The sequence below is a fragment of the Natrialba taiwanensis DSM 12281 genome (assembly GCF_000337595.1).
GTDB classification, from domain to species: domain Archaea; phylum Halobacteriota; class Halobacteria; order Halobacteriales; family Natrialbaceae; genus Natrialba; species Natrialba taiwanensis.
The window spans coordinates 204,069-228,370 of record NZ_AOIL01000013.1; the positions used below are offsets into that span (position 1 = coordinate 204,069).

The following is a 24,302-nucleotide window of genomic DNA, read 5'->3' on the forward strand; positions in this document are numbered from 1 at the left end:
TCGTAGCAGGAAGCATGCCACGTCACGTCCTCGTTCCGGTCGACGACTCGGACCGTTCGACTGACGCACTCGAGTTCACCTGTCGGGAGTATCCGGACGCGACGATCACGGCGTTACACGTCATCGATCCCGGGGACTTCTACGCGGCGACAGGGATCGAGGGCGGCGCGGTGGCAAATTACGAGGAGATTCAGACCCAGCACGAACAGCGAGCCGATGCGCTCCTCGAGCAGACGCGCGAGGAGGCGGCCGAGTTCGGCTGCGAGATCGAAACGGACCGCGTCGTCGGCGGCATCTCGCGATCGATCGTCACCTACGCGGACGAACACGATGTCGATCACATTACGATCGGGAGCCACGGCCGCACGGGTGCGAGTCGAATCCTGCTGGGAAGTGTAGCGGAGAACGTCGCCCGGCGGTCTTCGGTTCCGGTGACGATCGTCCGATAGCGATCCGGATCACCGATGCACCATGCTGGCTGCACTACCGCCGCTGGTAGCGGCTTCGTCGGGAACACAGGATCGGTGACACGGACGAAACGGAGATACAGATCAACGACAGCACCGCGATCGGAGTCCCGGAGCGCTTAGACTGAGGTCAGCGAGCCGACCGGTGCATCCGTCCGACTGCGAGCGCGGCGAATCCCGTCCTCGCCGGCGGAGATGAGCGCAAAAACGCCGGCGACCTCCGCTTCGGACGTCTCGACGATGTCGAGCAAGAGTTCCTGCGTCTCACCCGAGCGGATGAGGTCGTCGACGACCAGCACCGACTCGCCGGCGTCGATAGCCGCGACGGGCAGGTAGTAGGTGAGTTCGATGCCCGACTGCAGGCGCTGGCGCGCCTCAATGAACTCCTCGACTGCGGTCTCTTTGCTTTTTTTCGCGTAGGCACACCGCGTGCCGTAGTAACTCGCGAGCGACGCCGCGAGCGTGATTCCGTCCGTCGCAGCGGTCAAGACGACATCCGGCCGATCGAACTCGAAGGCGTTCGCGACGACGGGTGCGACGAGGTCCAGAAACGACTGATCGAAGACGGTGCCAGAGTTGTCGACGTAGCCCTCGTTGTCGACGTGAATGCGCTCATCAAGTTCGGTGGCGAGGGCCTCGCGGCCGATATCTTCGACGACTTCACGAGCGCGTTCGGTGCCGGGGAGGACGTGGCCGTTGACGTAGCGATTGAGGTCGCCGGCCGGAAGCCCGGTCGTCTCGGCGAGTTCGTCGTAGGTCCGCGTTTCCTTCAGCATCCGCAGTACGTCGACGGCCCGCAACTGGAGGGCAGCCTTTTCTGCTCTGTTCATACTGGTATGCACGATTCCGTAAGTATGACTATTTCGATAGCAGTCTTGATTCTGATAACCACAAACGTGGGTGATGGGTCACTAGTGACTAACTGGCTACAAGACTCGCTCAGTTGGCGACGGTGCAACCCCTTGAAGATGCCCGTGCTGGTCCAGTGGAATTGGTGATACCGGTAGGTGCCATAGTAGTCGTCGAATTGTATCTGCTGGAGTCGCTCAAGGAGAGGTTGCGTTAAGACGCTATATTTCTGATCATATGATGAAATACCAATAATATTTAATGATTGTGGGAGTATGAGAGGAAAATAGACCAGTATCAATAAACTATCATGCAAAATTGTTATTAGATACTATAACTATAGTAGTAATATATACTCAACCACCAATTCATCACATTCATCTATTGTTGCAAAACAACACTAGCAATGAAACGTTCTGTATGCTGTGTAAGACAATCAACTGACCAGCCATGACTGACGATCAAACCTTCTACCGACGGAAATTTCTCGGGACAGCAATGGCGGCTACGGTTACTGTGACCGCTGGTTGTCTAGACTGGCTCAGCGACGAGGAGTATAAATACGAGAATAAAGCACGAATCACAATCATCAACTCCCACTACGATAACGAGACGACCACGTTCGAATTCGCGGCTAAAGCGGAGAACGGGACTACAATATACGAAGATACGTGGGAAGTGACGAAGAGCCATTCGTTCACATCAGATCCCATTCTGGATGAGGTACGCACAATCAACTACCGGACCGATAACGGAGCAGACGGGAACGTGTCGATTCCGGCCGAACCGGAGTGTCCTCCACATCCGAGTGTGTCACGCAAGATCAATCTCTATTATGGGGATCGGAAAGAGATGACTTATCGAGAAGACGTCCCTAGCTGCGATTGATTACTTGAAAACGGGCTGCGGACACTGATACGGATCGGTAACTCTGTCTTTACGCCCTTCAGACATCAACTGTAGATTCGGGCTAACAACCCACGGCTCAATCCGAATGATTGGGTTGCTACTCGTCTTGCAGGAAGTCCGGCTCCGTCCGCTTTTCGTCGCGTTCGGCTTCCAGATGCTCGCGGAACGCGTCGATCTCGACGTCGTACTTCTGATCCTCGAAGCGGTCCCGAACCGAGATGGTCCCGTCTTCCTCCTCGTTGTCGCCAACGATGATCTGGTAGGGAACCCGGTCGTCGTGGGCCGCCCGGATCTTCCGTTCGAGCGTCGAATCTCGGTCGTCGACCTCGACGCGGAACGCGTCGAACTCGTTTGCGACCCGGTGGGCGTAGCCGAGGTTGTCGTCCGAAATCGGCAGCACGCGAACCTGCTCGGGCGCGAGCCAGAGCGGGAACTTGCCCTCGTAATGCTCGATAAGCACCATGAAGAACCGTTCGTAGCTGCCGTAGATACCGCGGTGGATCATCACCGGGCGGTGCTCCTCGTTGTCCTCGCCGACATAGGAGAGATCGAACCGCTCCGGCATGTTGAAGTCCAACTGGACCGTCGGCCCGTCCCAGACACGCCCGATCGCATCCTCGAATCCGAAGTCGATCTTCGGCCCGTAGAACGCGCCGTCGCCCGCCTCGATCTCGTAGTCCATCTTCGACTCCTCGAGCACGGACTCGAGCGTCGATTCGGCCCGCTCCCAGATCTCGTCGCTCCCGACGCTCTTCTCGGGCCGCGTCGCCAGTGACACCTCGTAGTCGAGATCGAACGTCTCGAGGACGGTGAAGATCATCTCGATGATCCGCTCGACCTCCTTCTCGATCTGATCCGGTCGGACGAACAGGTGACCGTCGTCGATCGTGAACGCCCAGACCCGCGAAAGCCCCGAGAGTTCACCGCGCTGTTCCTTGCGGTAGACCTTGCCGTTCTCGGCGTACCGGATCGGCAGGTCGCGGTAGCTCCAGGACTGGTCCTGGAAGATGGCGGCGTGGCCGGGACAGTTCATCGGCTTCAGGCCGAACTCGTCGTCGCCGACGTCGAAGACGAACATATCGTCCTGGTAGTTCTCGTAGTGGCCCGAGCGGTGCCAGAGATCGGTCTTGAAGACGTGGGGCGTCTCGACGTAGTCGTAGCCGGCGTCCTGGTTTAAGGCCTCGACGAAGTCCTCGAGTTCTTTCAGGATCGTCTTCCCCGGCGGGTGATACAGGGGGAGGCCGGGACCGGTCACGTCCTGGATCGAGAACAGGTTCATCTCGTTGCCGATCTTGCGGTGGTCCCGCTCTTCGGCTTCTTCCTTTCGCTCGAGGAACGCTTCGAGGTCGCTCTCGTCCTCGAAGGCCGTGCCGTAGATGCGCGTTTGCATCGTGTTTTCCTCGTCGCCGCGCCAGTAGGCACCCGCGATTTCGAGCAGTTTCACCGCACCGATCTCGCCCGTCGAGTCGACGTGCGGGCCGGCACAGAGGTCCTCCCACTCGCCCTGGCTGTAGAACGTCACGGTGTCTGACTCCTCGGCTAACTCCTCGAGCAGTTCGAGTTTGTACGGCTCGTCGGCGAGTCGCTCTTCGGCGTCCTCGATCGAAACCTCCTCGCGTTCGATCTCGTAGTCGTCGTCGATGATGGCCTCCATCTCCGCCTCGAGTTCAGGGAGGTCGTCCTCGTCGATATCGAGGTTGTCGAAGTCGTAGTAAAAGCCCTCGTCCGTCGGCGGGCCGATTGCGAGGTCCACGTCGTCGTAGTGGCGTTCGACCGCCTGGGCGAGACAGTGGGCCGCGGAGTGGCGCATGACGCGGATGAACTCGTCGGACTGGTCCGTGATGATCTCGAGTTCAGCGCCGTCGTAGGCGGGTTCTTCCTTGGCGACGAGGTCGCCGTCGAGTTTGCCGGCGACGGTGTCGCGGCCGAGGCCGGGGCCGATTTCGTAGGCGCAGTCTTCGACGGTTGCGTCGGCGTCGACTGCGAGTTCTGAGCCGTCAGGGAGGACGACTACGATTCCTTCTGCGTCTGATTCTGATTCTGATTCTGGTTCTGATTCTGACATAGGTGTTGGTGTGGCTACTGTTGGTGCGAGCGCTGTGAAAACGCCGGTGGCGTGTCCGTCGCCGGGCGAACTGTCGTCACCGTTTGCTGGCCGAACGACGCCGACACAGCGAACGGTAGGTGAGAGTTAGAAGCGGGCGCAAGCCCGGCGTGTAAAGCGGACACCTACCATCGTGGCTACGGATAGCCCGTACCTGAATAAAAGAATTGTGATGGGGCGTGAACCGGTAACGAACTCGTGGTGTGGGTACTCGCTTCCAGGCCAGCCCGGACAGCGGGGGATCAGGCGTCGTCGGGCTGATCCGCGAGCAGATCGCTCGCGGTTACGAGCGACTCCATCTCGACGTTTGCATCTTCGACGGTCTTCCGACCGCCTTCCTCGCGGTCGACGACCACGAGTGCACGGTTGACCGTCGCCCCGGCGTCCCGAAGCGCCTCGATGGCGTCGACCAGACTGGTCCCCGTCGTCACGATGTCCTCGAGCACGACGACCTCCTCGCCCTCGTCGAGTTCACCTTCGATGAGGTTTGCCGTGCCGTACTCCTTGCGCTGCTTGCGGGCGATGACGTAGGGGACGGAGGCGGCGACGCTCGTCGCGGCCGCGAGCGGGACGGCCCCGAGTGCGACGCCAGCGAGTTTGTCGTCCGGTGCGATCCGATCGGCGAAGGCCTCGGCGACGGCCGAGAGACAGTCGGGATCGGTCTCGAAGCGATACTTATCGACGTAATATTCGCTGGTGCCGCCGTGGGCGAGTTCGAACTCGCCGAACTGGACGGCATCGGCCGCGCGGAGTGCATTGATAAGCTCCTGCGTCCCCTGTGCATCCTGCGTGTCCTCCCGCTCGGTAGTCATTGCTCGTAGTGGCGAGACGAACCGAAATAAGCGGTGTGGAACGCGACGACTCTGTCCCGACCTGGCTGGTCCTGTTCTGTTCGAGTGAATTCCGTTCTAGAGCGTGTCAGAGAAAGACGCGCAGGAGGTTTGTTTCAGGCCTCTCTGGCTGAACCAGCCGTAAGCGGATGTGTGAACTGACCGCCAGTCACATATAGAACGGATTCGTACGATGGAATATGGAAACAATAGGAACAGCCGTTTCCCTTGCAGTTATACTCGGTATTCTCTATACCTATCTTCGTTGGTACTGGAACGGAGATGAAAGACTCAACAGTGAGTGGTTCAAATAACTGAATCCGTATTCCTTTCCGGTGTCTGCTTGGCCTGCACTGACCGTCTGATAAATCGTTATACAGAGGGTGTGGGAAGTATTCTATGACACGCTCTTCTATCCAACCCAATTCGTTCTGTCCGACTAAATTCCGTTCTACCGCGATCTTTCCACCCTTTGCGTCTTCTTATCCCGTCCATTCGAGTTGCTCCTGTGCGCGCGGACACCGACCGAAGCGACAGTAGCCACTGCGAGTCACTGCACAGTCGGGGCTACAGTAGCCGCCGCACGTCATAGTACACCCGATCACCCGACGGCTATGGATCGATGTGAAACCCGTTGCAGTTGTCACTATACCTTTTTCATGCCGCGGAGAATATGTCGATCGATGACAGCAGATAGGGCTACCGAGCCGCATCCCGACGTACAGCGGTTCCTCGAACTGTACGACTCCCTCGAGACGCCCTCGTTCGACGAGGTACCGGTCGAACGGGCCCGCGCGATGCTCGAAGAACTCCAAGCGGGCGAGCCGGCTATCGAACTCGAATCGGTGACCGATCGAACGATCGATGGACCGAACGGAGAAATCCCGATCCGGATCTACGAGCCGGAGGCGGGTGAGGACCACCAGCGAGGGTGTGAACAGGAAGGAGAACAAGACCACGAACACGAACACGAGCACCACCGACCCCTCATCCTCTACTTCCACGGCGGCGGCTGGGTCATCGGTAGCATCGACAGCCACGACAACACCTGCCGCAAACTCGCGGCCGACTCCGGCTACCCCGTCGTCAGCGTCGACTACCGGCTCGCACCCGAACACCCGTTTCCCGCCGGACTGCAGGATTGCTATGCCGCACTCGAGTGGGCCGCCGAGAGCGCACCTGAACTCGGTGCGGACCCGGACCGGATCGTTCTCGCGGGCGACAGCGCCGGCGGCAATCTGGCGGCGGGAACGGCCCTACTCGCGCGCGACCAGGGTGGACCAGCCGTCGCATACCAACTCCTGATCTACCCGGCGACGGGCGATGCCACCGAGACCGATTCGTACGAGGAAAACGGCGAGGGATACTTCCTGACCGCCGACGAGATGGCCTGGTTCCGCGGTCACTACTTCGAGCGCCCCCTCGATCAGGGCAACGTCTACGCCATGCCGCGGCGAGCGACCGATCTCTCCGGGCTCCCGCCCGCGACGATTATCACCGCCGGATTCGATCCCCTTCGTGACGACGGCGAAGCGTACGCAACCCGACTCGAGGATGCTGGCGTCCCCGTCACCCACTCCAACTACGACGATCTGATCCACGGCTTCTTCGGCATGATCACCGAACCAGTGGCTATCGAACGCGCTCACGAAGCCTACGACGATGCCGTGGGCGATCTTCGGGCAGCACTGGACACGGAAGGCACCGTGTGAGAAGAGACGTGAACAAGACGCATACCAAGTATATTGGTACGCAAGTTTATCCAGCTACCGCACGTCACTTCCTCTACCTACTACTGTGACCCATCAAACCTCCCGTGAACCGATCGATATCCTGCTCGTCGAGGATAATCCCGGCGATGTGCGGCTCGCACAGGAAGCGTTCCGGACAGTCGATATCGAGACAACGTTCCACACAGTCACCGACGGTGAAGAAGCCCTGACCGTCCTCCAAGAGCGGTTCGCGTCGGAAGCATCAGTCCACGTCGACCTCGTTCTCCTCGATTTGAACCTCCCGCGGGTGAGCGGCTTCGAAGTACTCGAGACCATACAGAACGATCCTGAACTCGCGTCACTGCCGATCCTCGTCCTGACGAGTTCAAAGGCGAGCGAGGACGTGGCACGAAGCTACGATCTGTGTGCCAATGCATACCTTACCAAGCCGAGCGGACCGGACGAGTTCGCCTCGTTGGGGGCGGCCGTCGAGGCGTTCTGGATGGACAAGGCGATGTTACCGCCTGCCCCATCGGGAGCATCGTCGTAAACGGGCGAAAAGCGGAGCGAGCAACAACGGGCAGTGCGGCGGGTTTCACGAGGAGTTCCGGCACGCGACGAGAGTTCAGGGTCGTTCGGAACTACCAGGGTTCGTTCTTCAGGCCGAGTTTGTACGCGATCATATTGGTCGTGACGTGGAGAATCGGGGTCAGAACGACGATAACGAGGATGACCGCCGGGGAGAACCACTCGCGGAACCAGGCGGGTGCGAGTAGTGCCGTCAGCGGGAGCGAGACGACGACGAAGTCGAGTTGGTCGAGTCCGGGGAACATCGCACCGCGCTGGCGGCCGGTTCGACGCTTGAGGAAGGACGCGAGAATGTCACCGAGCATCGCTCCGGCAGCGAGTCCGACCGCGGCGAGGGGGACGAATTCGGGGACCGCAAAGCCGAGGATATCGCTTACGTCTCCAGCCAGAACCGTCAGAGCGCCGGCGAGAACGAGTCCGGCGGCGATTCCGGCGACCGTTCCACGCCAGGTCTTTCCGTCGCCGAGCAGGCGGGAGTCACCCATCGTTCGCCCTCCATCGATCGGCCGACCGCCACCGCCGAGCACCGCTGCATTGTTCGGCACGTACGCCGGTATCATCGCCCAGAACGCGATTACGACTGTCTCGAGTACTGCCATATTCGCCGAGAAGTGTCCAGACGCCTTAATCGGCAGTGATTCGGGTCACCCACTGTGAAGACATCTCATGGTGGTCGCTATCTCGGATGAGTCTCCTGCGCAGGGGAGGAAAATGGCGATAGCGGCCGTCTCTACCGTCTATACGATGGCCGGCCGAGATCGCGAGCGACGCGAAGTAATTTCAAATTTCGAACAGTAACGTCTTATGACAGGCTGTCGACTGCTACCGTATGATCCCGCCAATTGCACGCCGGTTCGTCGCGGGGGAGTCTCCTGCCGAGGCGCTCGATCACGTCCGCAAGGCCAATCGACGAAACGTCAAGGTCATCGTCAATCTTCTCGGCGAACACTACGACGACCGTGGCCCGGTACGCGACGACGCCGCAGCGTACCGCTCGCTCGTCGCCGATATCGCCGCCTCGGATCTCGAGGCCTGCATCTCGGTCAAACCGTCACAACTCGGCCTCGATCTTGGCGAGGATGTCTTCCGCGAAGAACTCGAGACCATCGTCGGAACCGCAGCCGACCGCGGCATCTTCGTCTGGATCGACATGGAAGACCACACGACGACGGACGCCACCCTGGACGCGTACGAGGAGTTCGCACGGAAATACGGCGGCGAGCGATCCGCATCGGATCGCGACTCCGACGGCACCGGTGGCGTCGGTGTCTGCGTCCAGGCCAATCTCAAGCGAACGCGGAACGATATCGAGCGGCTTGCGGACGTACCCGGCAAAGTCCGCTTCGTCAAGGGAGCCTACGACGAACCCGCTGCTATCGCCTACACCGACAGCAGCCGAGTCAACACGGAGTACGAGGCCCTCCTCGAGTTCGCCTTCGAGCACTTCGACGGCGGCATTGCGGTCGGGAGCCACGATCCAGCGATGATCGAGCGCGCGATCGACCTCCACGAGGAGTACGGCACCGACTTCGAGTTCCAGATGCTCATGGGTGTTCGCGAGGACGCACAGTACGAACTCGCACGGGAGTACGACATGTGGCAGTACGCTCCCTACGGTAACCGCTGGAAGTCCTACTTCTATCGACGCGTGATGGAACGAAAGGAAAACCTCTGGTTCGCGCTCCGGGCGATCACCGGCCGATAAAGGGAAGGGCTCATTAGCCCCTAGTGAGACTGTCACGATATGGCTTCGTGGAAGCGGGACTTTGCGAGCGGGCTGATCGTCCTCGGCCCCATCCTCATTACGCTCTACGTCATTTACTGGCTCTACGGCCTCGTCGCCGGCGTTACTCCCGGCATCATCCTCGAACAGGACGCCCTCATACCGCTGATCCCGGGTGACGGCAATCAGGCCGCCCGCGAACAGCTCGCACAGTTCCTTCGCGTCATCGTCACACTGACCGTCTTCATCGTTCTTACTTTCTCGGTCGGCTATCTCATGCGCACAACCATCGGCGGCCTCGTCGAACGCCTCGTCGACAACGTCGCCAATCGCGTCCCCGTCATGCGCGTCGTCTACAACGCCTCGAAGATGGCCGCCGAAACCGCCTTCGGCGAACAAGAATCGCTGCAAAAGCCGGTCAAAATCGAGGTCTGGGAAGGCCTCCGCATGACCGCCTTCAAAACCGGCAAGGTAACCGAAGACGGCAGAGAGATCCTCTTTCTCCCGACATCGCCGAACATCACGACCGGCTACGTCGTCGAAGTCCACCCCGAACGAATCACCGAACTCAACGAGGACGTCGAAGACGCACTTACCCGCGTCCTGAGCGCCGGCTTCGGCGACGCGGACAGAACTCGCGGGATGGACGCCGGCGTCCCGATCGATGTCGTTGACGAGAGCGATGCGAATCCGACGCGACCGAGTGACGACGACGATTGATCGACTGGTTCCCTCGTCCCCTGACCACCTGATCACCACTGACCTGCATACTCACTCTCCAGCACCGACTTGATTCGGTCCGAACTCGGTTTCTCGACAGCGAAACCGTCCCTTGAACTCGTTCTAATGGCGGAGAAGGAGACCCTGTTTCGAGACTGCAACGACGACCGGACGGCCTCAGACGTACTCGAACCAGTCGTCGTACTCGTCCGTCCGTCGTTCGACGACCTCGAAGAATCGGGACTGAATGTCTTCGGTGACGGGACCGCGGGAGCCGTCGCCGATCGTGACGTTATCGACCTTCCGAATCGGTGTGACCTCGGCTGCAGAGCCGGTGAAGAAGAGTTCATCCGCCGTGTTGAGTTCGCCGCGCGAAATGGAGACGTTGTCGTGGACCGTATAGCCCAGATCTTCGGCGAGCGTGATCACCGTATCGCGGGTGATGCCGTCGAGGATCGACTCCGAGAGGCCGGGCGTGTAGAGTTCGCCGTCGCGCACGAGGAAGACGTTCTCGCCGGGGCCTTCGGCGACGTTGCCCTCCTTGTTCAGGACGAGCGCCTCCGCGTAGCCGTTTCGTCGGGCTTCCTCGCCGGCAAGGAGGCTGTTGACGTACAGGCCCGTCGTCTTGGCGTTCGTCGGCACCTGACTCGAGGCGTGTTTGCGCCACGAGGAGATCATCACGTCGATGCCGTTCTGCAGGGCGTCCTCGCCGAGGTACGCGCCCCACGGCCAGGCGGCAATCGCCGTTCGCGTCGGACAGTCCTCGGGACTCACGCCGAGGGAGTTGTAGCCGTAGAAGGCGACCGGCCGGATGTAACACGAGGAGAGATCCTGGCGCTGGATGAGTTCGAGCGTGGCCTCGGTGAGTTCAGCAACCGAGTAATCGATCTCCATCTCGTAGGGCTGTGCCGAGTTGTAAAACCGCTCCAGGTGTTCCTCCCAGCGAAAGAGCGCGGGGCCCTGTTCCGTCTCGTAACAGCGTGCGCCCTCGAAGATCCCGCTTCCGTAGTGGAGGCCGTGCGTGAGTACGTGGACCTGCGCGTCGTCCCAGTCGACGAACTCGCCGTCCATCCATATCGTGTCGACGTCCATCTCGTCGAATGCCATAGTGGTGTGTGTTGCAAGCCACCGTACTAAGTGTTCGCGATTTCCGGGCGATCCCCGCGTTGGGTCCGGCACGGCGAGACGATTCAGGACGGCTGTGCGACACCGTCAGGCTCGCTCCCGGAACCGAGTCGCTTCGACGGCGACGGCAACGGAGCCGACGACCGCAATCGCCACAGCGCCGAACTGGAGGAGCAACGACAACGGCGAGCCGGTGGCTCCGCTGTCGTGGTCGGCGTGTGCGTCACCCGTCTCGGCAGTCTCGACGCGCACGTCGTACGTCTCGCTGACGAACTCGTCGTTCGGGCTGCCGGTAAGCCGAACCTCCCAATCGCCCTCGACCGGGAGCGTCTGAACCGTCGCGTAGGTTCCGCCCGCGGTCTCCTCGAGTTCAACGTTGATCGTCCGGTCCCCCTCCGTCGCAGTCGCGAGCAGGCGCACCGGGCCGTCCGAGTCGATCCGCTCTCCGTCGCCCGCCGCCGCTGAACTCGCGAAGGTAACGTCGAAGACGATTGGATCGCCGGGCCGGACGCGCAGTTGCTGGCCGTTCGAACGGTCCGAATTCTCGGTTTCATCGGCGGTCCCAGTAGCGCTGCCAGCCGTCGGTCCTGCCTGCAGTTCGAGAGCGACATCGTCCGTCACCTCGCGTTCGATCGTCGCCAGTTCTGAGTCGCCTGCTCCGTCATCGACGACTGCGGCAGTCGGGGCCGACGTCAACAGTCCGGAGATGAGCAGGACCGCCACGAGAACGGCGACCTCGAAGCGAACGGCGCGGACGAACGTGGAGACGGTATCGGTATCAATATCGGCGGCGGCAGCCGCAGTGAACTCTCGGCTCGAGTGCTCCGCGAGCCGGGAGAGGAGGACGAACCGGGTGAGACCGCCGAGCCCGAGCGCGAGCAGGACGAGGAGGGACTTCGCGGAGAGCGAGAGTCCGTAGAGGGAATCCGTGAGTGCGGCGAGCGACGGGACGTGCCAACTCGCCAGGACGAGTCCGGTCGCGCCGGCGAGGGTCACGCCGGCGAGTGCGAGCAGGGAGTAACGCCGGATCGTCCCGGCGGCGAGGTCGTTTCTGTCGACCGGCTTCGCCTCGCGAAGCGCGGCTGGGACGACGAGTGCAAGGACGACGAGTCCGCCGACCCAGAGGCCGGCACCGCCGAGGTGGGCGATATCGATGGCGGCTCCCTGGAACCGATCGATGGCGGTGGCCGAGTGGCTCGTCCAGCCGACGGTCGCACCGACGAAGGCTGCTCCGACTGCGGTGCCGGCGAGCCACCCTCGCCGAGGGAGCCGTCCGGTTAGTCCGCCGACGAGGATCACCCCGAGAAGTGCGGTCAATCCGACCTGAACAAGCCACTCGCGGCCGAGCGGTGTGTCGGCGAACCGAACGAGCGTTTCGAGGGAAAGCGACCCGATCGAGGTCGCCCGCACCAGTCCGAGCGTGAGTACGGAACCGAACAGAACAGCGCCCGCTGTGGCGAGAACTCGGCCGAGTCTGCGGTCGACTGTTCGGAGCGACCGAAACGACGACTCGACTCGTGAAACGGCCGGATAGACGGCGACAACGGCCGTAATCGGGGCACCAATGAGACAGACGAGTGCGATCAGCAACAGTCCTTTCGCGCCGGCAGCGACCGGCGAAACATCCTCATCCGGTCCCTCGTCCTCGTGGGCCTCGAGTACTGCATCCCTGTCGAGCGGTTTGTCTCCGACGCTGAAGACGAACGAGCCGCTGACCGTGTGGCCGTCGTCGGCGAGGATCTCCCACTCGACGCTGTACAGCCCTTCAGCGTCGTCCTCGTCGGCCGAACGCTCGATCGGAACGCGAACGAGTTGGGAGTCGTCGTCGATTTCGGCCGCGCCGCTTACGTCCGCGCCGTCGGGGCCGGTGACGGTCGCGTCGGCGACCTGCACGCCGTCGCCCGAGAAGGAGAGGGTTATCTCGTCGGGAACGGCATCGATCTGTTCGCCGTTGGCCGGATCGGAATCGCTCAAGTACGCGTGCGCCGCGACCGGCGTCGCAAGACTCGTGAGTATGAGGGCTGCGACAGCGAGCGCGACGAGTCCCCACGCCGGTCGCAAACCGGACCGCCGTTTGCACTCGAGCGATTCGTCGGCGCTCATTCTGACTCGGGAACGTACTGGACGGTGCCGACACCCTCCTCGACGGGGACGTGTTCGATCAGTTCACGAGCAGCCATATCAATCACCGCAACGGTTCCGTCGGCATCCGCGGGCGTGAAGAAGTAGCCGTCGCCCGAGACGGCTGATCGGTGGAGGCTGTGGGCGTCCTCTGGTTGTTCGATGCTCCCGGCGTCAATGTGGTCGACGACTGAGAGGTCGTCGAGATCGATGACGGCTGCCTCGGGCGTCATCGTGTTCGCAGTAAAGCCGTACAGCGTGTCGTCGGCCTCGTAGTACTCCAGGGCGTCCGGGCCGCCCTCGACCGTGACGGACCCGATTTCGTCGGTAGTCTCGCTCGTCGCGTCGAGAAGGCGAATCTCGCTCTCGCCGATATTGCCCAGTCGCTCCTCGTCCGGCGTGAGATACAGGCCGCCGGTGAACTCGAGTTCGTCGACGACCTCGTTCGTCTCGGTGTCGACCACGGCGGTCGTCCCGACGCCGCCGGAGCGTTCGAAGTAGGCGAGCCCGGTTTGCGGACTGTAGGCCTTGTAGTGGGTACCGCCCTCGTCGCCGAGTTCGATGGAGTCGACGCGCTCGTAGGCGTCCATGTCGATGACGTGTGCCGCCGCGTCGTTGACGTTCGTCGCGTAGCCCGTCGAGCCGAAATCGTCGTGGTAGAGGAGTTTACCGTGGCCTTCACCGTCGAGGCCGGCCTCGACGGTTTCGACGACCTCGTGGGACGACGTATCGATGACGTAGAACGTTCCCTCGGCGTCGGAGTGGGCCCACATCTCCTCGTCGTTGGGATGGTACATGTGGGTGCCGCCGGGTCCGATCGCAACCTCGGCGGTAATTTCGCGGGATGCAGTATCGATGACCAGGACCTGCGAGAGGGAGTCTTCGATAACGAAGAGGTAGTTCCCGTCGTTCGTCAGCACGGCATCGCCGTAGGTGTAGCCGTCGACACCGTCCGCGAGTTCATCGACGACCTCGCCCTCGGATGGGTCGATGAGTGCGATCGTTTCCGGGCCGAAGGCGTACGCGAGCCCGGCGCTGCCGTCCTCGGCCGAGCCGTTCTCGTCGTTTGTGTCGCCGTTTTCCGCCGGATCGTCCTCGTCCTCGTCACCGCCGAGACAGCCGGCGAGTCCGACGACGAAACCGCCGCTCAATCCCTGTACGAGTCGTCGTCGATCGATGGATGTGTCCATATACTCTCACCTGGGACACGCTACATTATTCGTAGTTATGGTACGTATATCGAAATTGTGGTACAATCCTCGAAAACGAGCGACCGTGCGACCCGGACTGCGCGACGACGCGAACGCAGTTAGCGCGATTCGGGAGACTCCTCGAGCAATCCGTCGACGAGCCGCGTGAACCGATCGACGAATCGATCCGGAACCGACGGCTCGACCGTCGACAATAATCTGCCCGTCGACTCCGGGTTTGCGAGCACGAGCGTCACGCGATTGCGTTCGTCGTAGGATTTCTCGACGATTGTGTGTTCGACGAGGCGGTCGAGATGGTACTCAAGTGTGCTTCTGGCGATACCGAGTGAGTCGGCAACGGCAACCGGGGAAGCTGGTTCGTGTTCGATCAGATAGACGACGATTTCGCGAGCCGTTTCCCGACGGAACAGCGCCAGCATCGTCCGCTCACGCTCGTCGTACTCCAGCGGATAGTAGTGGGTCCGACCGTAGAACTCACACCGAACGAGTTCATCTTGGTCCAGGAGTCGCCGGACGTGGTACTGGATCTGTCCCGGCGCGAAGTCGGACGTTCTGACGAGTTCGTTGAAGTGTATACCGGCGTTGTCCTGCACGTGCGTTCTGATTCGGCGTCGCGTATCACTCATAGTGGCTAATGGCTGTGGCGGTCCTGCATGTACGTCTCTGCTAGCGATCGTGATAACGGGTTGCGGTCGTTCCCGACGGACGGGAACGGCCCGAGTTGCGAGCGGTGAGCGGCGAGCGGCGAGCGGCGAGTTCCGAGTCGACGATCGCACCGAAGCACATACGTGACTCACCATCCGACATAGAGCCGCGCCGATGGACTACACGACCCCGTTCGATATCGGGTGGGTAGATCCCGAGTTCGCACCCGTGTTACTCGCCGTGATCTGCCTTGCGGTCGTCGGAACGACAGCGTTGCTCGGTGTCGGGCTCGTCGCCTATCTGCAGCGCCGGTCGAGTCGGTATCTGTTGATCACGGTCGTCCTCGGATTGCTCGTCGCGCGGTCGATCATCGGACTCGGGACGGTGTTCGGGCTGGTACCGATGACGATCCACCACCTCGTCGGACACGGGGTTGATTTCTCTATTGCAGCCCTCGTTCTGTATATCGTGTACCGAAGCAGAAGTCCGTCGAGAGATAGATATGCCGGGCCCGGGAGCAGTGATGACGGTATCGAGGGCGAGCACGTGAAGGAGTGAGTGCGTGGTCGACCACGAACGGTCACTCGGGGCCAACGCGGACGAGACGACCGCTACGCGAACCGATCGAGAACCGTCCGCCCCTCGATATACGTAACGTCGTGGTTATCAGCGTAGACGCGGGCGTCGGCCGGCGTGCGCGCCTGCCCGGTCTCGTCGTCTAACATCTCGCAGACGACGACAGCGGGCGGCAGGTCGGCCGCCGCCGCGAGCGCGAGGCCGAGTTCAGTGTGGCCCTCGCGCTGTGCCAGCAGATCCGGGGCACCCTTGAGCAGGTGGACGTGGCCCGGGACGCGGAACTCCGACGCAAAGTCGGTTGTCGCGGGGGTGCCAGCGGCCTCACCGAGCGCGCGGATAGTCTGCGAGCGGTCCGTATCGGTGATGCCGGTATAGGTGTCGCGGTGGTTGACGGTCAGCGAAAACGACGACCGTTCGTCGTAGCCGAGGTTGTGGTCCCCGGTCGCGGGGTGGTCGACGGCCTCGCCGTAGAACGGGAGGTCGAACGCCTCGGCGATGTCATGGCCGAGCGCGACGCAGACGAGACCCCCAGCGTCGTTGCGCATCCGAGCGACAGCGTCCGGTGTGACGGCGTCTGCGTGGTAGATGAGATCCGTCTCCCCCTCGCGGTCGGCCGCGTCGTGAACGAGGATCGGCTCGCCCGCGCGGAGCGCCTGCAGCGCGTGGTCGATCGACTCCCGTTCTGAACTCGATCCGGGTACCGCCTCCGTGCTGGTTTCCGTTCCCTCGTCCGTGTTCGGGTCCGTGTCCGGGTGTGCGCCGGCCTGCTGACCCGTCATTGGCGATCACCCACAATGACCGTCACGCGGTCGGCGTCCTCCAGCTCGAGTTCTTCGCGCAGTTTGTCGGGGGCGATGACCTCGAGTTGGTCCTCGTCGTGGTGGGTTCGCTCGGGGGCGATGGTGTGGGCGGTCTCGTACCGTCGACCGTCCGCCGTTTCGATCGTCGCCGAGTAACAGACCGCGGGGCCGTAGGTGCGGTCGTCGTCCTCCCAGCCGTCGATGTGGACGGGCTCGAGCGAGGAGAGCGCGCTGCGGCGGCGGACGCTGTCGTCCCGGAGGTCGACGTTTAACGTGCCCGGGAACGGCTCGTAGCCGAGGCGGTCCTCGAACTGACGGTTGTAGCCGGGCAGGGAGATGTAGTGACGACCCTCGCCCATGCCGCTCGTGACGGTCCCCTCGAGTTCGACTTCCGAGTCGGTCTCGAAGATCCGTCGGTAGTCTTCGTATTCGGCATGGAGCGCGTGTTCACCAGCGTCGGTGATCCCGACCCATTGCCCGTCACTGACGGTGTCGCGCTGGAGGAGGGCGGCGCTTTCGAGGCGCTGGAGGCGGCGCGAGGCGGTCTGGTTCGACGCGTCGAGCCGGTCGGCGAGATGAGAACAGGAAATTTTGACGTCGCCTTCGAGCCCGCCTTCGAGGGCGAGCAATTTGAGGACGGCGAGTTCGTCGTGGCCGACGGCGGACTCCGCTGTCGTTGACATAGCCGACGCTTTGTCATCACCGGTCAAAAGCGTATCGAATGTGGAATGCGTAACAGAACTGCTATGGCGTTGTCGAGCGTTTATCGCGTCCGGTCAGTCGCCCGTTCCGGTCACCGGATCGCGCGCCCAGAACTTGCTTCCCTTCTTCAATTTCGGCACCCACGTATCGCTCGTCTTCGAGAGCAGCGCGACGCGCGAGGAGGGCACGCCCTTGCACTCGCTGAACTCTGGCAGGTACGATTTGACGGCGTCGGCGAACTCGAGAACCTCCTCGTGGTCGGGCATCGACGAGCGGTCCAGTCGCCCCTGGGAGTGGCCGACGTGCATGTACGCCTTGAGTTCGATAAAATCGGGGTCGGCCTGCTGGTAGAAGCCGGCGTACCAGTCGGGGTGGTGCATGTTCTCGCCCTTGACGAGCGTCGTCCGGAGGACCGTGCGAGTTTCGTCTTTGTCCCGAAGGACGGCCATCGTCTCGAGGAGGCGGTCCCAGGCGTCGTCGTCGACGGCTTTGACGACCTGATCGAAGGTGTGACGCTCGGGCGCGTCGACGCTAACGTACAGTTGCGTGGGATCGCACTCTCGAAGAACCTCGGGCCGGGTACCGTTCGAGACCAGGAAGGTGGTAATGTCCCGGTCGTGGAAGGCTTCGAGCAGTTCCGGCAGGTACGGATAGAGGGTGGGCTCGCCGTCGAGCGAGATGGCGACGTGGCGGGGTTCCATCGCTTCGTCGAAAACCTCGCGCGGCACCTCGTCGTTGCCGCCGAATCCGGACAGGAGCTTCTTCTGCAGTTTGATCGAGGCGTCGACGACGGCCTCGGGATCATCCCACTCGACCTCGTCCATCTCGTAGGCGTGACCCTGGTGGTCCCGCCAACAGAAGACGCAGCGCTCGTTGCACTTGACCACCGGCGTCATCTGGATGCAGCGGTGGGACTCGATACCGTAGTAGATGTTCTTGTAGCACCGACCGTCCCCGCGCAGGGCGTTCGCCGTCCAGCCGCAGGTCTGGGCGGCGGTGTGGTTCTCGCTGTGATAGTTCGGGCTCGAGACCTGTGCCGGTCCGCCGGCGGGGTCGCCGTCGTTCCCGTCTCGGTCCCGACCCTGGTCCGGATCGGCGTCGGCTCCCACCTCGACGCCGGCGTCGGCGGAATCGCTCATGTTGCAATCGCTTGGACAGGGGCCACCAAAAGACGTGTGGTGTCGTCCGTTACTTCGTCTGCGAATCGACGGATTCCTCCGAACTCGTCGCGGGCGCGTGTGGCAGCTGCCCCGGCTCCGCCGGTTCGTCGTCCTCGTTCGCGATTCCGCGTTCGAAGGTGTACAACACGATGCCGGTGTTTGCCGTCATGATCACGCCGGGCATGGGAGCCGGCGCGAACAGATACAGCCACACGCCGACGGCGAACGGTGCCGCCGCGATCACCCCCCAGAGCCGCGACCGCGGGACCTCGTTGCGAGCCGCATCCCGGGAGACGTACGCGAAGAGCGCGAGCGTCCCGACGACCCCACCGAGCGCGATCACCACCTCGGCTGCGTCCATACGTGAGCCTTCGACGGGACACGCAAAAGCGTTCTGCGTAGCGCCCGCCTGCGATCGCCGCCGTTACCGAACTCGTTCGAGCACTGAAAGGGTCCCGTCGGCGTGGGCCGCATCGAGCACCTCGTCGGCCGCCGCCCGCGCCTCATCGTCCGCGTTCGAAACCGCGAAGCTCCGGCCGACGACCTCGAACGTCGAGACGTCGTTGATCGAATCGCCGACCGCGACGCAGTCGGCAAGGTCGATACCGACGTGCTCGGCGATCACCTCGACGCCGTCGCCCTTGTTCGGCGCGGCATCCTTGACGTGGTAGGCGTACCCCGTATCGATCACCTCGAGTTCAGCGTCGGCGGCGAACGCTTCGAGCGGGTCGAGGGGTTGGTCGCGGCTGACGGCGATTTCGGTTTCGCGCCAGCGGTTGATCGTGTCGCCGTCGCCCCAGCCGAGGTCGTAGCCGGCGGCGCGATACTGTTCGGCGACGGTTTGGGGGGCGTCGCGGTCGGCGGTAAAGAACGCGTCCTCGCCGGTGTAGACGACGCCGCCGTTTTCGGCGACGACGAGTTCGGGAATGCCGATGAAGTGACAGAGCGCGATGGGGTAGGGAAAGGCCTTCCCGGTGGCGAGGATGACGGGGGCGTCCCACTCGCGGAGGGGATCGAAGATTCGGGGGTCGATGCCCCAGCCTTCGGGGCGCGTGAGGGTGCCGTCGATGTCTAAGACGAGCGGTGGCGGGGAGGGTGAAGACGGCGATGATGGTGATGATGAGGAAGATGCGGATGGCGATGGAGGCATACACGCAGATGGCAGCGCGGGGCCTAAAAACGTCGGGGCAAGCGGGGATAGCCGCCGGATTTCGAGGGCCCGAGGTCGATAGTGACGGAAAGCCGCAAACGAAACCTATAGCCCGGCCAGGAAACGAGATAAACGGACATGTCGTGGTATATCCTGTTCGTCGCTGGCGTATTCGAGATCGCGTGGGCGATCGGACTTCAGTACTCCGACGGATTCTCGAAGCCGCTTCCCACGGCGGGTACTGTCGTCGCACTCGCCATCAGTATGATACTCCTCGCACGGGCCGTGACGGATCTTCCGATCGGGACAGCATACGCGGTCTGGACGGGGATCGGAGCCGTCGGGACCGCCACGCTCGGGATCGTTCTCTTCGACGAACCGATGACGCTTGCCCGGGTTGGATTCATCAGCGTTATCGTCGTCGGAATCGTTGGCCTCCACCTCGTTTCCGGCGGTCACTGACCGGCGAAGAGATACGCGGTGGCCGTCGATCGGCGACCGCCGTTACTGCTGGGGGACTGGTCGGGGACCCTCGGTCGATCGGAACTCGTTGTTGTCAGCAAGAACGGACCGATTCGTTCGACTGAGTTCAATATATGCCGAAATATTGGATGTGACTCACAACATTCCCGGCAATCATATTCATCCAGACATTTTATCCGTTATACTATTCAAAATTGACTTGTCTGGCAATAAGAACTAAGAACGCTGCTCGGCGTTAGCAGCTATGGTGTGGAAGGGACGGCAACTGGTACCGTCAGTCATCAGACGAAAGTATGCGTTGAAGTTCGGCGTCGTCTTTCTCGTTCTCGGGCTCTTGATCGGCGGGCTCGGCTTTGCCGCGACGACGTTACTCACGGATAATGTGGAAGCATCCGCTCTCGAAGAGCGACAGAACGCGGCCTACCAGGAAGGGACGGCCATGGAAACCTGGCTCGAACAGAATCGAAACGTCGTTCAGGCCGCTTCCGACGCCCCGGTCGTCGACACGAACGATCCGGAGGCGATTCAATCCTATCTCGAAGAAACGTACTACGACATGCCTGAATCGCGGATGAACGGCCTCTACGTCAATACGACGACCGGCGAGGTCGTCACCGGCGTCGGCGGCGACGCCGATTCCGTAGAGACGCTTGCCTTCCCGGACGCCGACGAACTCGATTCGGATCTCTCGACGGATGGCGTCGCGCGAACAGATCCCTACTCGATGCCGGACCAACTCGGCCGCTCGGCCGATACGCATCCAGTGATTTCTTACTATATCGGCGTCAACGACGGCGAGCACGCGCTCGTCTTTACGTTCGGGCTAGCGGACCGATCGACCGGAATGATCTCCACGGCGGATTCGGATACCGTCATGACGATCCTCGACGAACAGGGCCGGATCGTCAACGACGACGCCTACATGGGCAATGACGACGGCGAGAACGCGACGTTCCTCACGACCTACGAGGACCAAAGCGGCGTTCTCGAAACGGTCCAGTCGGAGAGTCGCGGCGCACTCCGAGTCGACGAACCGCCGGGGGAAACGCTTCGGAGCGCTCCCTACAACTTCAACCCTGACGGCTACGTCGTCGGCTACTACACGACCGCCAGCGACTTGACCGTCCTCGTCCACACGACCGAAGCGGAGGCACTTGGCTTCGCCCACAGCGCGACCCAGTTCGGACTGTTGATCACCTTCGTCGGCGTCGCACTGATCGGCGTCGTCGGCGTCGTGCTCGGACGCACCACCGCTCGATCGCTCAGCGACCTGTCCGACCGCGCGGCCGCGATCAGGGACGGCGAGTTCGATACGACCGTCGAATCGGATCGCATCGACGAGATCGGCACCCTCTACGAGTCGATCGACGACATGCGCCTTTCGCTCGTTGATCAGATCGAGGAGTCCGATCAGGCCCGCGCACGGGCAGAACAGGCCCGCGAAGACTCGGAGCAAGCCAGAGCGCAGGCAGACACGGCGCGAAAAGAAGCCGAGGAAGCAAAAGAGCGCGCCGAACGCGCCCGTCGGGACGCCCAGGAGATGACCGACCACTTGGAACGAACGGCGACCGAGTACTGCGATGTCATGCGCGCCTGTGCCGGCGGCGACCTGACGCGGCGACTCGACCCCGATACCGAGAGCGACCCGATGGCCGAAATCGCCACGACGTTCAACGAGATGTTAGACGACATCGAGCGCACTGTCGCCACCGTCTCTGCGTTCGCCACCGACGTCTCCGACGCGAGCGACGACGTGCAAGCCCGCGCGGCCGAACTCGAGGCGACAAGTGAGACCGTCAGCGACTCCGTCCAGCAGATCACCGGCTACGCGGATCGACAGAACGACCGCATGGAAACCATCTCCGGCGAAGTGCAAGGCATCTCCGCGAACATCGAGGAGATCGCCGCCACCGCCGACAGCCTCGCAGAAACCTCCCAACACGCGGCCGAGCGCGCAAACGACGGCCGCGAGGCGGCGGGCGACGTGGTCGACGAAATGGAGGACATCGAACACCGAACCGAATCCACGCTCCGGGCGATTCGTGAACTCGACGACTCGATGGCTGAAATCGACGAGATTATCGATGTCATCACCGATATCGCGGACCAGACCAACATCCTCGCGCTCAACGCCTCGATCGAGGCGGCCCACGCCAACAACGGCGACGGCAACGGCGGCCGAAACGGTAACGGCAACGGGTTCGCCGTCGTCGCAAACGAAGTCAAACAACTCGCGGAGGAAACCAAAGACTCCGCCGCCGAGATCAACCAACTCATCGACACCGTTCAGTCCCAGACCACCGACACCGTCGCGGAGATGGAAGCCATGCGCGAACACGTCGCCGACGGCACCGAAACCGTCGAACAATCCGCTGCCGCTTTCAGCGAAATCGAAGCCGAAGTAACCGAGGCCGACCACGGCGTTCAGGAAATCAGCGACGCCACCGACGGCATCGCCAACTCGACGCAAGAACTCGTCACGATGGTCGACGACGTGACCGAGATCAGCACCGAAACGGCGAGCGAAGCCAGCGCCGTCGCCGGAGCCGTCGAAGAGCAAACTGCAGCGATTACGACGGTGAGTCAGAACGCCGACGCCCTCTCGGAGCAATCCGTGAGCCTCCAGGAATCGGTTGCAGCGTTCACGACCGATCGAGAAGCGACCCGCGCGGCGAACGCGGACGACCACGAAACGATCGACGCAACCGAAGCGACGGAACTGCAATACGTTGACGACGAACGCGAGATAGACGACGCGAGTTCAGCGCCGAAGGTGGATTCGGAGATCGACGGCAAAACTGACGCGGCGACCGCGCGTGATGGTGTCGAAGCGACGGGTGAGACCCCGCCCGCGATAGCGGACCCCGACGCGACATCCGACGATTCCGCTGACGAGGACGGGGTGGCGGACGACAAAGAGGAGACCGCTTCCGGCGACACCGCCGACGAAACTGGGACGGACCGCTGAGGTGAACTCCGGGTCAGTTCTGAACTCGGATCGACTGTCCGGGTCGTAGAGTCCGTTCGAAGGCCAGAACGTCAAAAGACAGCGGCGTGGCACGGCTTGTAATCGAGCAGAGCCGCGGAATCAAGCCCGTCGTTGGGTAGACACGGTGGCGTGACGCGCCTCTGGGTCACTCCTGACACGGTCGTTGTATTCTGTATCAAACTCTGACATTTCTATTGTATTCTGTAGCAGAGTACGATCAGGACAGCCTCGAAGACGACCGTCGTAGCAGACGGTCGTGAGGAGCGTGGCGCTGACAGCGGCAACTGGACGGGTCGCGGCTGTGGCGGTGGAGAAACGGCCGTCATCGGTATCGATGGCCGAAAAACGTCAGTTCGAAGGAGAGTTCCGGTCAGATGTAGCCTGCGTTCGGGAGGAGGCCGACCAGATAGAGCACGCCGATCACGAGCATGAACGCGGCGATGGCCATCGCCGGCGGGTCGACGTGCGTCCCGGAATGGGAGTAGAACACCCGCTGGGACAGTTCGCCGATGAGGGCGCTGATCGCGCCGAACGCGCCGGCGACGAGCAGCACGATCGGGTCACTCCCGACGGCCGACGCCGCGATTACCGCACCCGTCGATCCTAACAGCGTGATGTGGTGCGTGACGGGAATCTTCTCGACGCCGAGGTTGAGAAACAGCAGACTCATCGCCGAGATCCCATAGCCCATGAAGATACTCCCCGTCTCGAGCCAGATGAATCCGCCGAGGATACCGCCGACGAGGCCGATGGTGGTAACGCCGGACCACTTGTACTGGTGGGCCAGCCAGGGTTCGGTCGCCAGCCGGCTGGTCGTGGTCCCGCCGTCGGCCGCCATCCGCTTCTCCTCGCGCTCGAACGGCGACATGTCGAGGATATTCGAGCCGCCGACCTTGCCGACCAGTGGGTAGCCGAACGCGAGCCGTGCGAGGAAGGCCGTCGCCACGACCGAGAGCGCGATATTGTCGGTGGGGAAGCCGATTCCGTCCATCACCTGGGTGATGAGCATTCCGAGCGCGCCGAAGACCGCGCCGACCGCGAGGATGTCGGGTTTGGTTCCGAACGCGTACAGGATGTCCTTGCCGAAGTGGTAGTCCCAGCCGGCGGGTTTCATCTCGGGGTACTTCCGGCCCGCGTAGGCCGTCGCAGCGACGCCGCCGGCGAAGGCGATGTGGGGGCCGGTGACCGCACCAAAGCCGATCACGTCGGTGATCCCGGTCGCGATATCGCCGGCCGCGATTCCCTCGAGACCGCCGACTTCCCCTTCGAGGGTGGCGATCCCCTCACCGAGGAAGACGACGAAGCCCGTGAAGACGAACGAGGGCAGCGCGCCGAGTGCCGCGCCGAACGCGCCGCCGGCGAGGGCGGCGATCAGCAGGACGACGAACGCCTCGAGTTCCATGCCGACGACCGGGAGCTGGAGCACCGTCCCGTACAT

23 protein-coding genes are annotated in these 24,302 nt (G+C 62.3%); 9 read left to right on the top strand and 14 right to left on the bottom strand.

The window, feature by feature from the left end; all coding sequences use genetic code 11:
• Nucleotides 1-14 precede the first annotated feature (14 nt).
• Entirely contained in the window at nucleotides 15-449 is a 435-nt protein-coding gene (locus C484_RS04730; RefSeq protein WP_006824808.1) for a universal stress protein, read from the top strand.
• A 137-nt stretch (nucleotides 450-586) separates the two neighbouring features.
• On the opposite strand, the gene C484_RS04735 is transcribed toward C484_RS04730, so the two are convergent.
• A complete protein-coding gene (locus C484_RS04735) occupies nucleotides 587-1,297 on the bottom strand; it encodes a phosphoribosyltransferase family protein (RefSeq protein WP_006824809.1) in 711 nt (236 codons plus the stop codon).
• A gap of 469 nt (nucleotides 1,298-1,766) precedes the next feature.
• Here C484_RS04735 and C484_RS04740 point away from each other — a divergent pair, with 469 nt between their 5' ends.
• Nucleotides 1,767-2,204, top strand: a complete 438-nt coding sequence (locus tag C484_RS04740; protein WP_006824810.1) for a hypothetical protein — start codon at nucleotides 1,767-1,769, stop codon at nucleotides 2,202-2,204.
• A gap of 118 nt (nucleotides 2,205-2,322) precedes the next feature.
• Here the strand turns inward: C484_RS04740 and thrS are convergent, their stop codons facing one another.
• Entirely contained in the window at nucleotides 2,323-4,290 is a 1,968-nt protein-coding gene (thrS, locus tag C484_RS04745) for a threonine--tRNA ligase (RefSeq protein WP_006824811.1), read from the bottom strand.
• A gap of 281 nt (nucleotides 4,291-4,571) precedes the next feature.
• Nucleotides 4,572-5,141 (bottom strand): orotate phosphoribosyltransferase, encoded by a 570-nt coding sequence (gene pyrE / locus C484_RS04750; protein ID WP_006824812.1) that lies wholly within the window; start codon nucleotides 5,139-5,141, stop codon nucleotides 4,572-4,574.
• A gap of 701 nt (nucleotides 5,142-5,842) precedes the next feature.
• Between pyrE and C484_RS04755 the strand changes: the two genes are divergently transcribed.
• Nucleotides 5,843-6,871, top strand: coding sequence for an alpha/beta hydrolase (locus tag C484_RS04755; RefSeq protein ID WP_006824813.1), 1,029 nt, complete (start codon nucleotides 5,843-5,845; stop codon nucleotides 6,869-6,871).
• Nucleotides 6,872-6,956: 85 nt separating this feature from the next.
• Nucleotides 6,957-7,421 (top strand): response regulator, encoded by a 465-nt coding sequence (locus C484_RS04760; protein ID WP_006824814.1) that lies wholly within the window; start codon nucleotides 6,957-6,959, stop codon nucleotides 7,419-7,421.
• 91 nt (nucleotides 7,422-7,512) lie between these two features.
• Here the strand turns inward: C484_RS04760 and C484_RS04765 are convergent, their stop codons facing one another.
• Nucleotides 7,513-8,058, bottom strand: a complete 546-nt coding sequence (locus C484_RS04765) for a CDP-2,3-bis-(O-geranylgeranyl)-sn-glycerol synthase (RefSeq protein ID WP_006824815.1) — start codon at nucleotides 8,056-8,058, stop codon at nucleotides 7,513-7,515.
• A 230-nt stretch (nucleotides 8,059-8,288) separates the two neighbouring features.
• On the opposite strand from C484_RS04765, the gene C484_RS04770 reads away from it, so the two are divergent.
• Nucleotides 8,289-9,164 carry a proline dehydrogenase family protein gene (locus C484_RS04770; RefSeq protein ID WP_006824816.1) on the top strand — a complete coding sequence of 292 codons (876 nt, stop codon included), beginning with the start codon at nucleotides 8,289-8,291 and terminating at the stop codon, nucleotides 9,162-9,164.
• 39 nt (nucleotides 9,165-9,203) lie between these two features.
• On the top strand, nucleotides 9,204-9,902 hold the full coding sequence (locus C484_RS04775; RefSeq protein ID WP_006824817.1) for a DUF502 domain-containing protein: 699 nt from the start codon (nucleotides 9,204-9,206) through the stop codon (nucleotides 9,900-9,902).
• Between the two features lie 177 nt (nucleotides 9,903-10,079).
• On the opposite strand, the gene C484_RS04780 is transcribed toward C484_RS04775, so the two are convergent.
• The 4 genes from C484_RS04780 to C484_RS04795 all read right to left on the bottom strand — a co-directional run bounded on the left by C484_RS04780 (nucleotide 10,080) and on the right by C484_RS04795 (nucleotide 14,985).
• Nucleotides 10,080-11,009 (bottom strand): branched-chain amino acid transaminase, encoded by a 930-nt coding sequence (locus C484_RS04780; protein ID WP_006824818.1) that lies wholly within the window; start codon nucleotides 11,007-11,009, stop codon nucleotides 10,080-10,082.
• Nucleotides 11,010-11,114: 105 nt separating this feature from the next.
• On the bottom strand, nucleotides 11,115-13,130 hold the full coding sequence (locus C484_RS04785; RefSeq protein WP_006824819.1) for a copper resistance CopC/CopD family protein: 2,016 nt from the start codon (nucleotides 13,128-13,130) through the stop codon (nucleotides 11,115-11,117).
• On the bottom strand, nucleotides 13,127-14,338 hold the full coding sequence (locus C484_RS04790) for a hypothetical protein (protein ID WP_006824820.1): 1,212 nt from the start codon (nucleotides 14,336-14,338) through the stop codon (nucleotides 13,127-13,129). Before C484_RS04790 ends, C484_RS04785 begins: the two co-directional genes overlap by 4 nt.
• A 119-nt stretch (nucleotides 14,339-14,457) precedes the next feature.
• Nucleotides 14,458-14,985, bottom strand: a complete 528-nt coding sequence (locus C484_RS04795; protein WP_006824821.1) for a winged helix-turn-helix transcriptional regulator — start codon at nucleotides 14,983-14,985, stop codon at nucleotides 14,458-14,460.
• Nucleotides 14,986-15,178: 193 nt separating this feature from the next.
• On the opposite strand from C484_RS04795, the gene C484_RS04800 reads away from it, so the two are divergent.
• Complete coding sequence (locus C484_RS04800; RefSeq protein WP_006824822.1) at nucleotides 15,179-15,562, top strand: DUF7471 family protein; 384 nt, start codon at nucleotides 15,179-15,181, stop codon at nucleotides 15,560-15,562.
• Between the two features lie 53 nt (nucleotides 15,563-15,615).
• Here the strand turns inward: C484_RS04800 and ribB are convergent, their stop codons facing one another.
• The 5 genes from ribB to C484_RS04825 form a co-directional block, all read right to left on the bottom strand.
• On the bottom strand, nucleotides 15,616-16,359 hold the full coding sequence (gene ribB, locus C484_RS04805) for a 3,4-dihydroxy-2-butanone-4-phosphate synthase (protein WP_006824823.1): 744 nt from the start codon (nucleotides 16,357-16,359) through the stop codon (nucleotides 15,616-15,618).
• Nucleotides 16,356-17,063, bottom strand: coding sequence for a DUF120 domain-containing protein (locus tag C484_RS04810; protein WP_006666150.1), 708 nt, complete (start codon nucleotides 17,061-17,063; stop codon nucleotides 16,356-16,358). The genes ribB and C484_RS04810 overlap by 4 nt, the downstream gene beginning before the upstream one ends.
• Nucleotides 17,064-17,156: 93 nt before the next feature.
• The gene (gene twy1, locus C484_RS04815) at nucleotides 17,157-18,221 is read right to left on the bottom strand and encodes a 4-demethylwyosine synthase TYW1 (RefSeq protein ID WP_006824824.1); all 1,065 of its coding nucleotides are present in this window, start codon (nucleotides 18,219-18,221) and stop codon (nucleotides 17,157-17,159) included.
• Nucleotides 18,222-18,270: 49 nt separating this feature from the next.
• Nucleotides 18,271-18,603, bottom strand: a complete 333-nt coding sequence (locus C484_RS04820) for a hypothetical protein (RefSeq protein ID WP_006824825.1) — start codon at nucleotides 18,601-18,603, stop codon at nucleotides 18,271-18,273.
• Between the two features lie 63 nt (nucleotides 18,604-18,666).
• Nucleotides 18,667-19,392: an HAD-IIB family hydrolase gene (locus C484_RS04825; RefSeq protein WP_006824826.1), complete on the bottom strand. Its 726-nt coding sequence runs from the start codon at nucleotides 19,390-19,392 to the stop codon at nucleotides 18,667-18,669.
• A gap of 138 nt (nucleotides 19,393-19,530) precedes the next feature.
• On the opposite strand from C484_RS04825, the gene C484_RS04830 reads away from it, so the two are divergent.
• Together C484_RS04830 and C484_RS04835 are read left to right on the top strand one after the other, a co-directional pair.
• Nucleotides 19,531-19,854 (top strand): DMT family transporter, encoded by a 324-nt coding sequence (locus tag C484_RS04830; protein ID WP_006824827.1) that lies wholly within the window; start codon nucleotides 19,531-19,533, stop codon nucleotides 19,852-19,854.
• Nucleotides 19,855-20,173: 319 nt separating this feature from the next.
• A complete protein-coding gene (locus tag C484_RS04835) occupies nucleotides 20,174-22,843 on the top strand; it encodes a methyl-accepting chemotaxis protein (protein ID WP_006824828.1) in 2,670 nt (889 codons plus the stop codon).
• Between the two features lie 391 nt (nucleotides 22,844-23,234).
• On the opposite strand, the gene C484_RS04840 is transcribed toward C484_RS04835, so the two are convergent.
• Nucleotides 23,235-24,302, bottom strand: coding sequence for a hypothetical protein (locus C484_RS04840; protein WP_006824829.1), 1,068 nt, complete (start codon nucleotides 24,300-24,302; stop codon nucleotides 23,235-23,237).